Raw genomic sequence first — 13994 nt, forward strand, 5'->3', positions numbered from 1 at the left:
CCCCGCGATGCTGCGTATCAGCCAAGAAGCCCTGACCTTCGACGATATCCTCCTTGTACCTGGCTACTCTGAGGTACTGCCTAATGAAGTCAGTCTCAAGACCCGTTTGACCCGTGGCATCGAGCTGAACATTCCGCTGGTTTCCGCCGCCATGGATACCGTGACCGAAGCGCGTCTGGCCATTGCCATGGCCCAGGAAGGCGGCATCGGCATCATCCACAAGAACATGACCATCGAACAGCAGGCCGGCGAAGTACGCAAGGTCAAGAAGTTCGAGGCTGGCGTGGTCAAGGACCCGATCACCATCGAAGCCGACGCCACCGTGCGTGACCTGTTCGACCTGACCCGCCTGAACAACATCTCCGGTGTTCCGGTGCTGGCGAACGGCGACCTGGTCGGTATCGTCACCTCCCGTGACGTGCGCTTTGAAACCCGCCTGGACGCCAAGGTCCGCGAGGTGATGACCCCCAAAGAGCGTCTGGTCACCGTCCGCGAAGGCGCCGACAAGAACGAAGTCCGCGAGCTGCTGCACAAGCACCGTCTGGAAAAAGTCCTGATCGTCGACGACAAGTTCAGCCTCAAGGGCATGATGACCGTCAAGGACATCGAAAAAGCCAAGGCCTACCCGCTGGCCAGCAAGGACGACCAGGGGCGTCTGCGCGTCGGCGCTGCGGTCGGCACCGGCAAGGACACCGGCGAGCGCGTTGCCGCCCTGGTTGCCGCTGGCGTTGACGTGGTGGTTGTCGACACTGCCCACGGTCACTCCAAAGGCGTGATCGACCGCGTTCGCTGGGTTAAAGAAACCTACCCGCAAGTGCAGGTGATCGGCGGCAACATCGCCACCGGCGCCGCAGCCAAGGCTTTGGCCGAAGCTGGCGCTGACGCCGTCAAGGTCGGTATCGGCCCAGGCTCGATCTGCACCACCCGTATCGTTGCCGGTGTCGGCGTGCCGCAAATCAGCGCCATCGCCAACGTCGCCGCTGCACTGGAAGGCACTGGCGTGCCACTGATCGCCGACGGCGGTATCCGCTTCTCCGGTGACCTGTCCAAGGCCATCGTTGCCGGTGCTTCCTGCGTGATGATGGGTTCGATGTTTGCCGGTACCGAAGAGGCCCCGGGTGAAGTCGAACTGTTCCAGGGCCGTTCCTACAAGGCCTACCGCGGCATGGGCTCGCTGGGTGCCATGGCACAGGCGCAAGGCTCGTCCGACCGTTACTTCCAGGACTCCTCGGCCGGCGCCGAGAAGCTTGTTCCTGAGGGGATCGAAGGCCGCGTGCCTTACAAGGGCGCCCTGGCCGCGATCATCCACCAGCTGATGGGCGGCCTGCGTTCGTCCATGGGCTACACCGGCAGCGCAACCATCGAAGAGATGCGCACCAAGCCGGAATTTGTACGCATCACTGGTGCCGGCATGGCCGAGTCCCACGTGCATGATGTGCAAATCACCAAAGAAGCCCCTAACTACCGCGTAGGCTGAGGCTTCCAGCAATATAAGGATGCGGGGCTGTCACGACAGCCCCGCGTCGTTTCCGATTTCCACTGACGAGATTGAGTCATGGCCCTCGACATTCACGCTCACCGCATCCTGATCCTCGATTTCGGTTCCCAGTACACCCAGCTGATTGCCCGCCGCGTGCGCGAAATCGGCGTGTACTGCGAACTGCACCCGTTCGACATGGACGATGAAGCGATCCGCGAATTCAACCCGCGCGGCATCATCCTCGCTGGCGGCCCCGAGTCGGTCCACGAAGCCAACAGCCCGCGTGCCCCGCAGGCTGTGTTCGACCTGAACGTACCGGTGCTGGGCATCTGCTACGGCATGCAGACCATGGCCGAACAGATGGGCGGCAAGGTCGAAGGTTCCGAGCTGCGTGAGTTCGGTTATGCCCGCGTAGACGTGGTCGGCAAGAGCCGCCTGCTCGACGGCATCGAAGACCACGTTGACGCCGACGGCGTGCTGGGCCTGGATGTGTGGATGAGCCACGGTGACAAGGTCACCCAGATGCCGGGCAACTTCCATGTACTGGCCAGCACCCCGAGCTGCCCGATCGCCGGCATGTTCGACGATACTCGCGGCTACTATGGCGTGCAGTTCCACCCTGAAGTGACCCACACCAAGCAGGGCGGTCGCATCCTGTCCCGCTTCGTGCAGGACATCTGCGGCTGTGAGGCCCTGTGGACCGCCTCCAACATCGTTGAAGACGCCATCGCCCAGGTGCGTGCGCAAGTCGGTTCGGCCAACGTCCTGCTGGGCCTGTCTGGCGGCGTAGACAGCTCGGTGGTTGCCGCACTGCTGCACCGCGCCATCGGCGACCAGCTGACCTGCGTCTTCGTCGACAACGGCCTGCTGCGCCTGCATGAAGGCGACCAGGTGATGGCCATGTTCAAAGAGAACATGGGCGTCAAGGTGATCCGCGCCGACGCTGAAAAGCAGTTCCTCGACAACCTGGAAGGCGAAGCCGACCCGGAGAAGAAGCGCAAGATCATCGGCCGCACCTTCATCGACATCTTCGATGCCGAAGCCAGCAAGCTGGATAACATCCAGTTCCTCGCCCAGGGCACCATCTACCCGGACGTGATCGAGTCGGCTGGCGCCAAGAGCGGCAAGGCCCACGTGATCAAGTCGCACCACAACGTGGGTGGCCTGCCGGAGGAAATGAACCTCAAGCTGGTTGAGCCGCTGCGTGAACTGTTCAAGGACGAAGTGCGCAAGATCGGCCTGGAACTGGGCCTGCCGTACGACATGGTCTACCGCCACCCGTTCCCGGGCCCGGGCCTGGGCGTGCGTATCCTGGGTGAAGTGAAGAAGGAATACGCCGACATCCTGCGTCGCGCCGACCACATCTTCATCGAAGAACTGCGCAAGGCCGACTGGTACCACAAGACCAGCCAGGCATTCGTGGTGTTCCAGCCGGTCAAGTCGGTGGGTGTTGTTGGCGACGGTCGTCGCTACGCCTGGGTCGTGGCGCTGCGTGCCGTCGAAACCGTGGACTTCATGACTGCGCGTTGGGCACACCTGCCATACGAGCTGCTGGAAACCGTCAGCGGCCGTATCATCAACGAAATCGACGGTATCTCGCGCGTTACCTACGACGTGTCGAGCAAGCCGCCGGCCACCATCGAGTGGGAATAAGTTGAGCCACAAGGGCGCCGCAAGGCGCCCTTGTCGTATCTGCGCCTTGCCTGGCTCAAGGAGCAATGTGTTGCATGCCGCGTAATCTCAGCTGGGCATGAAGCTCGGCAAGGTTTTGAAAGCGACGTTCATGAATGGCCGGCCAGTCGGGGCGCTCCACGTAGTAAAATCGCCCATCGCGCTTGATCAGCGTGCGTCGCAAGGTCGAATCCCGGCTGCGGTTGATCAGGTATTCCTGGCCATTGGTGCGTTCGATCGCGTAATCGCCAGGCCTTACCAGCAGGCTGTCAAAGTCCGGTGATGGCGGGCGGGTGGTCAATACTGCGGCACGTAGACGCAGGTCGCTTTGCACATGCCTCACCGTGCCACCTTCGTCCAGGGCATCCATACCAGGGTCTTCGCTGTAAGCGTCAGGCTCGCCGATTGGGCGGTCTTCGACGCGCAGTCCAATCGCGCCTTCGGTTTCTGCCAGGCCGGTTACGCCATGGAAGGTGTTGGCGTGGGTACTGCCTACCAGCGCAATCCATTTTCCCGAGCCGCGCGCTGCCTGGTCTGCCTCGATAATCAAGTGTGCATGGAAGTTCATCATGCGCTGGCGTGCCACATCGGAAACGGGTGTCGCCCACGCCTGGCGGTAACTGGCCATGCAGTCGATGGACTGTATGCGTACGCCGTTTTTCTGTGCGCTGACCAGTACCTGCCGAAAGGTGTAGCGGCCTTCGGCGTCGGTGCGGTGGCCGACATCCTGGCCTTCTACATAGCGATCCAGCTCCTGCGGCATCACGCCTGTGCGGTTGAAGGTATCGATGTCTGCTTGCTGAAAGTCGGTGGTGAAGTGCTCCATGTACAGTGTGTTTACCTTCAGCTTGCGTAGCAGGCGCATGTTGTCGATCAGCAATCGCTTGCTGCCAAGGCCACTGTGCGCTTCGCCAATCACCAAGCCGTTAGTGTTCTGGTACAGGGTTTTGAAAACGGTTTTGGATGAAGCGTTGGCGGGGATTTCGGGTATCTGTGGACGTGGCGGTGTTTGCACTGTGGCCATGAACGCATCGGCATCGGCCGCCAGTTGATCACGTACCTGGCGGAAGCGGGCTATGGCGGCCTGTCGATCCGGGGCGTCGAGGAACGCTCGCGCACCTGTAATCTCATCATCGGAAACATCCTTCAGCGAGGCGCGCAAGTCAGCTGGTATTTCGTAAGGGGTGCCGGGCAAGGGCGGCACGCTTGCGCTTGCCGACGGCCGACCCCAGATTTTCAGGCTCGAAAGCATACCCCCGTTGAGGCCGAGGCGTTCCACTGGCTGCCACTGGCCTGCGCCATCCAGGCGGATGGGTAAGCTTTTGTAAAATGAGAAAGGGTTTTCAGGGTCGACGATGGTCCAGGATTTCAGTTCGGGTACAAAACGCACTTGGTAAGGCATCTCATCGATCAGTGCGTAAAACTGCCCATCTTGCAGATGGATACCTTCAAGAAATCCTGTACCAGGTTTGCCGCCAAGTACTACATTCGTCTCGAAAGGGCGTAGTGCAGCCCACCTTTCGCTTGGCTGGAAGGGCTGAGGTACCCAGGTTTCAATCGCGTCCGCCACCTCTGAAGCACTTTCATCAGTGGGTTCCCCGCTGTGTTCATGCGCTGATTCTTCCGCCGGTATCGGGGCTTCCCCTTCCTCAGTCGCAGCGCCTGCTTCAGCCACCTCTGCGACCTCGTCAAGGGGTTTGCCGGGTGCGCTGAGCAGAAAGGTCGCGTTGAACAGTGTCTCGATGGCGGCGAAAATCGCGCCGGTAATACCTGCCTTGCGTTCACGCGTGGTGTGCCCGTGAATCGCCTGGTAGATGTTCAAACCCATTTCAGCAATGCCGGCCCCCACCAGCGCCAAAGCTACCGGCCAACTCACTGCCGCCATGGGGCCGAACACCTGCACGCCCGCTTTCAGATAACCGATCCACAATTGTCTGCGCAGGTCGGCGTTGGAGCGCAAAGAGAAATGCGCATCATCGATCATCCGCTGGCGAGCTTTGTTGCGCAGCCAGTCGAAGGCATCCTCTTCAATTGCCAGGTCGAGGGTGTTGAGACCGGTGTAATCCTGTTTGCTCAAACCATGAAAGAGCAGATCAATCAGGTGATTCAGCCCGACTTTACCGTCAGCCTCTTCGCGATCGTCGAGGGAGAAATGTGCCAGAAAACGGGTTCGGTTTTCGACATAAGTGCAGTTCGTGAGCACCCAACAGAACAGTGCCAGGTCATTTGGAAAGTAATGTAGACCGTCGACATCGCCCGGCATGTAAATCAGCTGGCTGCCATTGGCCAACTGCAGGCGAAGGATGTCCGTCGCCACATACCCGCCAATGTCCAGCGCGCATACGCGCGTTGCTCCACCCGGCAAGACCCTTTGTTGCAGTGCTTCCAGCGACGGCGGCCAGGTCGTCTCGCCCACCAGGGCATGAGCGATATCCTGGCCGTGGCGGGCTAGCTCGGATGAGGGATCTTCCGCGCATGCCTCCAGTAATTTGCTCATGAAGTTGGCTTTGGCCAACGTGCGGAAGTTCTCTGAATGCTCGGCCCAGAAAGACGTCATCCGCGTTTTGAATGCCGTGGCAAAATCAATGCTCCAGAAATAATCCAGAACATCCTTGGCTTGGAGTCGAACTTCATTGCGCTCGTCATACGCGTCTTTGCCTGGCCCATCGCTGTAGAAGCCAGCGAGATAACTGAGCACGTCTGCGTTGTCCTGGGCCTGGGCATCGAAGCGGTGCATCACCAGTTGTGGCAGGGTCAGGGATTCATACGGCTGATCCAGGTGTTGCCAACCGTTGAAGGTTCGAGGGCTGCTGACGGCGGTGTGAAAACGGTGCAGGTAGACATTGTCGGGCTCCAGCGCTTTCAGATCATGGCGCGCGAGGAGTTGTTGCGCGACTTCACGCGCCATCTCGCGCATGTCAGGGCAGTCTTCAGTGAGGTGTGCGGCGAGGGTCATCAGCATTTGCTGGTCGCCAGGGAGGGTGTCGGTAAGCATCACGGTGGTCCAGTTAAAGTGAAAGGGTGCCAGCTTCGAACGGCCGTGAGCCAGGGCGGTGGTGCTTATTGCTTGTCAGGTCGCTTCGGGATGCCGGGTTTTCACTTAATATTTCCCATTTGCAGGTGTATCGTATTCGCCCTTTATCGCCAGCCACGGCTGGCAGCTTGATTGCGCAGAACACGAGGTACCCGCACCGATGTCCTTCACCCGTCGACAAATGCTCAAGGGCCTGACCGGCCTGGTTGTGGTTGGCCTGGGCGCCGGTGGCGCGGCGCGTTACTGGCTGGGCAAAGTCGAAGATGACAATGCCGGGCATGATTACGAGCTGATCGCCGCGCCGCTGGATGTCGAGCTGGTGCCAGGCTTCAAGACCGAGGCCTGGGCGTTCGGGCCGTCGGCACCGGGCACCGAGCTGCGCGTGCGCCAAGGCACCTGGTTGCGGGTGCGCTTCATCAACCACCTTCCGGTGGAGACCACTATTCACTGGCACGGCATTCGCCTGCCGCTGGAAATGGACGGCGTGCCTTATGTGTCGCAATTGCCGGTCAAGCCGGGCGAGTACTTCGACTACAAGTTCCGCGTGCCGGATGCTGGCAGCTACTGGTATCACCCGCATGTCAGTAGCTCCGAAGAGCTCGGCCGCGGCCTGGTCGGCCCGCTGATCGTCGAGGAGCGTGAGCCCACCGGGTTCCAGCATGAGCGCACGTTGAGCCTGAAAAACTGGCATGTGGACGAGCAGGGCGCCTGGCTGCCTTTCAGCATCCCTCGCGAGGCGGCGCGCAATGGCACCGCAGGGCGCTTGATCACCATCAATGGTCAGGCCGGCTCGGTCACCGAGCTGCCGGCTGGCCAAGTGGTGCGGGTGCGCCTGCTGAACCTCGACAACACCTGGACGTACCGCCTGAACCTCAAGGGCAACTGCGAGGCGAAAATCTATGCCCTCGACGGCAATCCGGTGACCCCGCGACTACTGGAGGACGAGTACTGGCTCGGCCCCGGCATGCGCATCTGCCTCGCCATCCGTATTCCCCAGGCCGGCGAGGAGATCTCCCTGCGCGATGGTTTCGTGCGCCTGGGTACCCTGCGTTCGGTGGCCAGCAATGACGCACCGAGTGACTGGCCGCCAGCGCTGCCGGCCAACCCGATCGCCGAGCCGGACCTGGAGAATGCCGAAAAGCTCAACTTCAATTTCGAGTGGGCGGCCGGCGTCTCGGTCACCCCAGACCCGGGCAAGCCGTCGAGCATGTGGCAGATCAACGGACAGGCCTGGGATATCACCGACAAGACCTGCGCCGACCGCCCTATCGCCACGTTGACAAAGGGCAAGAGCTACATCTTCGAGCTGAAGAACATGACCCAGTACCAGCACCCGATCCACCTGCATGGCATGAGCTTCAAGGTGATCGGCTCCAACCGTCACGACATCAAGGAGCCGTGGTTCACCGACACCTACCTGCTGGGCAAGAACGAGCGCGCACAGGTGGCACTGGTGGCGGATAACCCGGGCACCTGGATGTTCCATTGCCACGTCATCGACCACATGGAAACCGGCCTGATGGCCGCGATTGCGGTGGTCTGATGCGCCCGCAAATCGTCGATCGCAGCCGCGATCAGGAATTCATGCGCCTGGCCCTGGCCCTGGCCGCCGAAGGTGCGGCGCTGGGCGAGGTGCCCGTGGGGGCGGTGCTGGTGCAGCATGGGCAGGTGATCGGCCAGGGCTTCAACCGGCCGATCATCGACAGCGACCCCAGTGCGCATGCCGAGATGGTGGCCATCCGTGCAGCGGCGAAATCGGCCAGCAATTACCGCCTGCCCGGCAGCACCCTGTACGTGACCCTGGAACCGTGCAGCATGTGCGCGGGGCTGATCGTGCATTCGCGGGTGATGCGCGTGGTATTTGGCGCGCTGGAGCCCAAGGCAGGTATTGTGCAGAGCCAGGGGCAGTTCTTCGGCCAGGGGTTCCTCAACCACAGGGTGATGGTGGAGGGCGGGGTGTTGGCGCAGGAGTGCGGGCAGATCCTCAGCGACTTCTTCAAGGCCCGCCGGGCCAAGACCTAGCGCTCCAGAGAGGCGCGGTTCCTGTAGGAGCAGCCTTGTGCTGCGAAGAGGCCCGCATGGCAATAGATTCTTTGTGGCTATACCGGCCTCTTCGCAGCGCAAGGCTGCTCCTACAGGAAATCTATTGGCCTGAGGGCGATGGTGCCTACATCGGCGGCGACTGGTCCGCCGGCTTGGTCTTGTTGACCCCGGGCACATGCAGGTTGCCTTCGGCCACCTGGCCTTCGAGCTGCGGCTGGGTCACCCAGGTAAGGATGTCGTAGTAGCGGCGAATGTTGGCCACGAAGTGCACCGGCTCGCCGCCACGGGCATAACCGTATTTGGTCTGGCGATACCACTGCTTCTGCGACAGGCGCGGCAGCATCTTCTTCACGTCCAGCCACTTGTTCGGGTTGAGCTTCTCGCGCTTGGCCAGGGTACGGGCGTCTTCCAGGTGGCCACTGCCGACGTTATAGGCAGCCAGGGCGAACCAGGTGCGGTCCGGCTCCTGGATACTGTCGTCCAGCTCGGCCTTGATCTTCATGAAATACTTGGCACCACCCTGGATGCTCTGTTTCGGGTCCAGCCGGTTGGACACACCCATGGCCTGGGCGGTGCGCTGGGTCAGCATCATCAGGCCGCGAACACCGGTCTTGGAGGTGACCTCCGGCTGCCACATCGATTCCTGATAGCCGATGGCGGCCAGCAGACGCCAGTCCACCTGCTCGACCTTGGCGTAGCTCTTGAAGTGCTTTTCGTACTTGGGCAGGCGCTGTTGCAGATGCTGGGCGAAGGTGTAGGCACCCACATAACCCAATACGTCGACATGGCCGTAATAACGGTCTTTCAGGCGTTGCAGGGTGCCGTTCTTCTGCGCCTTGTCGAGAAATTCGTTGATTTCGTTAAGCAGGCTGTTGTCTTCGCCGGCTGCCACTGCCCAGCGTTGGTCGCGGGTGTCGCCCACGTCGAAGGCCACGCGCACGTTGGGGAAGTACACCTGGTTCATCGCCAGCTCGTTGGAGTCGACCAGGGTCAGCTCGATCTGCCCTTCGTCGACCATGCGCAGCAGGTCGACCACCTCCACGGCATCCGACTCTTCATATTCCAGGCCGGGGTTCTGTTTTTTCAGCTCGGCCAGCAGGTCGGCATGGCTGCTGCCTTTGAGCACCATGATTTTCTTGCCGACCAGGCCCTTGGCATTGGTCGGGCGCGGGCGGCCGTTGCGGTAGATGACCTGCGGGGTCACTTCCAGGTACGGGTGCGAGAATTTCGCCTGGGCCGTGCGCCGCTCGCTGCTGACCAGGCCGGCGGCTGCCAGCACCGGGCCGGAGGGTTTGCCGAGGTCGTCGAACAGCTCATCGAGGTTGTCGGCAGTCTCGATCTCCAGCTTCACCCCGAGATCGTCGGCGAAATGCTTGACCAGCTCGTACTCGAAACCGGTTTCGCCGTTGCGATCCTGAAAGTAGGTGGCCGGGCTGTTGCGGGTGATCACGCGCAGCACGCCATCCTCCTTCACGCGCTCGAGGGTGCTGGGTTTTTCAACGCAGGCACCGAGCAGCAGAAAGAGTCCGGTTGCGAGAAGCCATTTGGCGCAACGCTGGCGCAAAGCAGTGTGGGCGAACATAGGTTGCAGTATACGCAAAGGACCGGTTCAACCATATCTCGACAACGGTTAGCTTGTCTGGTAGCGGGTTTTGTGGTTTGAGGGGCTTGCCTGGCGATGCGCCGCGCGGGCGGCGCTCGATTCCCCAAGCGCTGAAGAACCCAAGGCGAACCCCTCGGAAATCTGACCCGAAAGTCCGGTTACGCCGCCCGGCAGCCGTGGCGTAGAGCGGGTGCCGAAAGCCATCGAATTAGGCTAGAATGCACGGCCTCTAAGCACACCCCTTCCTGAGGCTGTCCCGACGATGTTGATCCTGCGCGGCGCTCCTGCCCTTTCTGCCTTTCGCCACGGTAAATTACTCGAGCAACTGAGCCAGAAAGTCCCCGCTGTTACTGGTTTGTATGCCGAATTCGCCCACTTCGCCGATGTCGATGGCGAGCTGACCGCCGACCAGCAGCAGGTGCTGGGCCGTCTGCTCAAGTACGGCCCGAGCGTGCCGGTACAGGAGCCGACCGGCCGCCTGTTCCTGGTCGTGCCGCGGTTGGGCACCATTTCGCCGTGGGCCAGCAAGGCCAGCGACATCGCCCACAACTGCGGCCTGCAGTCGATTCAGCGCCTGGAGCGCGGTATCGCCTACTACGTGGCCGGCACCCTGAGCGACGCTGATGCCGCACTGATTGCCGCCGAATTGCACGACCGCATGACCCAGCGTGTGCTGGCCCAGCTGGAGCAGGCATCCGACCTGTTCAGCCACGCCCAGCCCAAGCCGATGACCTCGGTGGATATCCTGGGCGGTGGCCGTGAGGCCCTGGCCCAGGCCAACATCGACCTGGGCCTGGCCCTGGCCGAAGACGAGATCGACTACCTGGTCGCCGCCTTCCAGGGGCTCAAGCGCAACCCGAACGACATCGAACTGATGATGTTCGCCCAGGCCAACTCCGAGCACTGCCGCCACAAGATCTTCAACGCCAGTTGGGACATCGACGGCCAGGCTCAGGAAAAAAGCCTGTTCGGCATGATCAAGAACACCTACCAGATGCACAGCGAAGGCGTGCTGTCTGCGTACAAGGACAACGCCTCGGTCATCGTCGGTAACGTGGCCGGCCGCTTCTTCCCGAACCCTGAGACCCGCCAGTACGGCGCGGTGCAGGAGCCGGTGCACATCCTGATGAAGGTGGAAACCCACAACCACCCGACCGCCATCGCCCCGTTCTCCGGCGCCTCCACCGGCTCTGGTGGCGAAATTCGCGACGAAGGTGCTACTGGCCGTGGCGCCAAGCCCAAGGCGGGCCTGACCGGCTTCACCGTGTCCAACCTGCGCATTCCGGGCTTCGAACAGCCTTGGGAGCAGGCCTACGGCAAGCCTGAGCGTATCGTCGACGCCCTCGACATCATGATCGAAGGCCCTCTGGGTGGCGCAGCGTTCAACAACGAATTCGGTCGCCCCGCCCTGACCGGTTACTTCCGTACCTTCGAGCAGTCGATCAACACTCCGCACGGCGAAGAAGTGCGCGGCTACCACAAGCCGATCATGCTGGCCGGTGGTATGGGCAACATCCGTGAAGACCACGTGCAAAAGGGCGAGATCACCGTCGGCGCCAAGCTGATCGTGCTCGGTGGCCCGGCCATGCTGATCGGCCTGGGCGGCGGCGCCGCTTCGTCGGTGGCGACCGGTGCCAGTTCGGCTGACCTGGACTTTGCTTCGGTACAGCGCGAAAACCCGGAAATGGAGCGCCGTTGCCAGGAGGTCATCGACCGCTGCTGGCAGCTGGGCGACAACAACCCGATCGCCTTCATCCACGACGTGGGCGCCGGCGGTATCTCCAACGCCTTCCCCGAGCTGGTCAACGACGGTGGCCGTGGTGGCCGCTTCGAGCTGCGTAACGTGCCCAATGACGAGCCGGGCATGGCCCCGCACGAAATCTGGAGCAACGAATCGCAAGAGCGTTACGTGCTGGCCGTCAGCGCCGTCGACTTCGAGCGCTTCCAGGCCATCTGCGAGCGTGAGCGTTGCCCGTTTGCCGTGGTCGGGGAAGCAACCGAAGAGCCACACCTGACCGTAAGCGACAGCCACTTCGGCAACACGCCTGTGGACATGCCGCTGGACGTGCTGCTGGGCAAACCGCCGCGCATGCACCGTTCGGTTACCCGCGAAGCCGAGCTGGGCGATGACTTCGACCCGAGCGAGCTGGACCTGGACAACGCCGTCCAGCGCGTGTTGAACCACCCGGCCGTGGCCAGCAAGAGCTTCCTGATCACCATCGGCGACCGCACCATCACCGGCCTGGTTGCCCGCGACCAGATGGTCGGCCCTTGGCAGGTACCGGTCGCCGACTGCGCCGTCACCGCCACCAGCTTCGACGTCTACACCGGTGAAGCCATGGCCATGGGCGAGCGCACCCCGCTGGCGCTGCTGGATGCCCCGGCGTCCGGCCGCATGGCCATCGGCGAAACCCTGACTAACCTGGCGGCCTCGCGCATCGATAAGCTGTCCGACATCAAACTGTCGGCCAACTGGATGTCCGCTGCCGGCCACCCGGGTGAAGACGCCCGCCTGTACGACACCGTCAAGGCTGTCGGCATGGAACTGTGCCCGGAGCTGGGCATCACCATTCCGGTCGGCAAAGACTCGATGTCGATGAAGACCAAGTGGAGCGATGAGGGCGGCGAGAAGAGCGTCACCTCGCCAATGTCGCTGATCATCACCGGCTTTGCCCCGGTCACCGACATCCGCAAGACCCTGACTCCTGAGCTGCGCATGGACAAGGGCGAAACCGACCTGATCCTGATCGACCTGGGCCGTGGCAAAAACCGCATGGGCGCCTCGATCCTGGCCCAGACCTACGGCAAGATCGCTGCCCAGGCACCGGACGTCGACGACGCCGAAGACCTCAAGGCCTTCTTCGCCGTAATCCAGGGCCTGAACGCCGACGGCCACCTGCTGGCCTACCACGACCGCTCCGACGGCGGCCTGGTCACCACCGTGCTGGAAATGGCCTTCGCCGGCCACTGCGGCCTCGACCTGCAACTCGACCCGCTGACCGACAACCGCAAGGACGTCCCGGCCATCCTCTTCAACGAAGAGCTGGGTGCGGTCATCCAGGTTCGCCAGGATGCCACCCCGGACGTACTGGCACAGTTCAGCGCCGCTGGCCTGGGTGAAGAGTGCGTCGCGGTGATCGGCAAGCCGGTCAACAACGCCGAAGTGTCCATCAGCCTGAACGGCGAAGTGCTGTTCGACGACGACCGTCGCATGCTGCAGCGCCAGTGGGCCGAGACCAGCTACCAGATCCAGCGCCTGCGCGACAACGCTGACTGTGCCGACCAGGAATTCGACCTGCTGCTCGAGGAAGACAACCCGGGCCTGTCGGTCAAGCTGGGCTTCGACGTCAACGACGACATCGCCGCACCGTACATCAAGAAGGGCGTGCGCCCGCAAGTGGCCATCCTGCGTGAGCAGGGCGTCAACGGCCAGGTCGAGATGGCAGCCGCCTTCGACCGCGCCGGTTTCGCCGCCATCGACGTGCACATGAGCGACATCCTCGCGGGCCGTGTCGACTTCGAGGCCTTCAAGGGCCTGGTCGCCTGCGGTGGCTTCTCCTACGGTGACGTGCTGGGTGCCGGTGAAGGCTGGGCCAAGTCGGCGCTGTTCAACGCCCGTGCCCGTGACGCCTTCCAGGCCTTCTTCGAGCGTACCGACAGCTTCGCCCTGGGTGTGTGCAACGGTTGCCAGATGATGTCCAACCTGCACGAGCTGATCCCGGGCACCGAGTACTGGCCGCACTTCGTGCGTAACCGCTCGGAGCAGTTCGAGGCACGCGTGGCCATGGTCGAGGTGCAGAAGTCGAACTCGATCTTCCTGCAGGGCATGGCCGGTTCGCGCATGCCAATCGCCATCGCCCACGGTGAAGGCCATGCCGAGTTCGCCAACGAAGCGGCACTGCTGGAAGCCGACCTGTCCGGTTGCGTGGCCCTGCGCTACGTCGACAACCACGGCAAGGTTACCGAAGCCTACCCGGCCAACCCGAACGGCTCGCCGCGTGGTATCACCGGCCTGACCAGCCGTGACGGCCGCGTGACCATCATGATGCCGCACCCGGAGCGTGTGTTCCGCGCCGTGCAGAACTCCTGGCGCCCGGATGAGTGGCAGGAAGATGCCGCGCTGATGCGTATGTTCCGCAACGCGCGGGTGTGGGTGAACTAAG

General features: G+C 62.3%; 7 protein-coding genes. 5 read left to right on the forward strand and 2 right to left on the reverse strand.

Annotation, left to right across the window (positions count from 1 at the left end):
* Positions 1-7: 7 nt before the first annotated feature.
* Both guaB and guaA read left to right on the forward strand, forming a co-directional pair.
* On the forward strand, positions 8-1477 hold the full coding sequence (gene guaB / locus MRBLPB4O_RS05170) for an IMP dehydrogenase (RefSeq protein WP_341797694.1): 1470 nt from the start codon (positions 8-10) through the stop codon (positions 1475-1477).
* 78 nt (positions 1478-1555) lie between these two features.
* The gene (gene guaA, locus MRBLPB4O_RS05175; protein ID WP_341797695.1) at positions 1556-3133 is read left to right on the forward strand and encodes a glutamine-hydrolyzing GMP synthase; all 1578 of its coding nucleotides are present in this window, start codon (positions 1556-1558) and stop codon (positions 3131-3133) included.
* 55 nt (positions 3134-3188) lie between these two features.
* Here the strand turns inward: guaA and MRBLPB4O_RS05180 are convergent, their stop codons facing one another.
* The gene (locus MRBLPB4O_RS05180; RefSeq protein WP_341797696.1) at positions 3189-6146 is read right to left on the reverse strand and encodes a membrane-targeted effector domain-containing toxin; all 2958 of its coding nucleotides are present in this window, start codon (positions 6144-6146) and stop codon (positions 3189-3191) included.
* A gap of 199 nt (positions 6147-6345) precedes the next feature.
* Between MRBLPB4O_RS05180 and MRBLPB4O_RS05185 the strand changes: the two genes are divergently transcribed.
* Positions 6346-7728, forward strand: coding sequence for a multicopper oxidase family protein (locus tag MRBLPB4O_RS05185; protein WP_341797697.1), 1383 nt, complete (start codon positions 6346-6348; stop codon positions 7726-7728).
* Positions 7728-8207, forward strand: coding sequence for a tRNA adenosine(34) deaminase TadA (gene tadA / locus MRBLPB4O_RS05190; protein WP_341797698.1), 480 nt, complete (start codon positions 7728-7730; stop codon positions 8205-8207). The genes MRBLPB4O_RS05185 and tadA overlap by 1 nt, the downstream gene beginning before the upstream one ends.
* A gap of 145 nt (positions 8208-8352) precedes the next feature.
* Here the strand turns inward: tadA and mltF are convergent, their stop codons facing one another.
* Entirely contained in the window at positions 8353-9810 is a 1458-nt protein-coding gene (gene mltF / locus MRBLPB4O_RS05195; protein WP_341797699.1) for a membrane-bound lytic murein transglycosylase MltF, read from the reverse strand.
* A gap of 283 nt (positions 9811-10093) precedes the next feature.
* Here mltF and purL point away from each other — a divergent pair, with 283 nt between their 5' ends.
* Positions 10094-13993: a phosphoribosylformylglycinamidine synthase gene (gene purL / locus MRBLPB4O_RS05200; RefSeq protein WP_341797700.1), complete on the forward strand. Its 3900-nt coding sequence runs from the start codon at positions 10094-10096 to the stop codon at positions 13991-13993.
* Position 13994: the final 1 nt, after the last annotated feature.

Source organism: Pseudomonas sp. LPB4.O (assembly GCF_038383825.1).
Classification (GTDB): Bacteria; Pseudomonadota; Gammaproteobacteria; order Pseudomonadales; family Pseudomonadaceae; genus Aquipseudomonas; species Aquipseudomonas putida.

Excerpts from the sequence above, each read along its gene's own strand:
- tadA (WP_341797698.1), top strand. The coding sequence starts at position 7,728 with ATGCGCCCGCAAATCGTCGATCGCAGCCGCGATCAGGAATTCATGCGC.
- guaA (WP_341797695.1), top strand. The coding sequence starts at position 1,556 with ATGGCCCTCGACATTCACGCTCACCGCATCCTGATCCTCGATTTCGGT.
- MRBLPB4O_RS05180 (WP_341797696.1), bottom strand. The coding sequence starts at position 6,146 with ATGCTTACCGACACCCTCCCTGGCGACCAGCAAATGCTGATGACCCTC.
- purL (WP_341797700.1), top strand. The coding sequence starts at position 10,094 with ATGTTGATCCTGCGCGGCGCTCCTGCCCTTTCTGCCTTTCGCCACGGT.
- mltF (WP_341797699.1), bottom strand. The coding sequence starts at position 9,810 with ATGTTCGCCCACACTGCTTTGCGCCAGCGTTGCGCCAAATGGCTTCTC.
- MRBLPB4O_RS05185 (WP_341797697.1), top strand. The coding sequence starts at position 6,346 with ATGTCCTTCACCCGTCGACAAATGCTCAAGGGCCTGACCGGCCTGGTT.
- guaB (WP_341797694.1), top strand. The coding sequence starts at position 8 with ATGCTGCGTATCAGCCAAGAAGCCCTGACCTTCGACGATATCCTCCTT.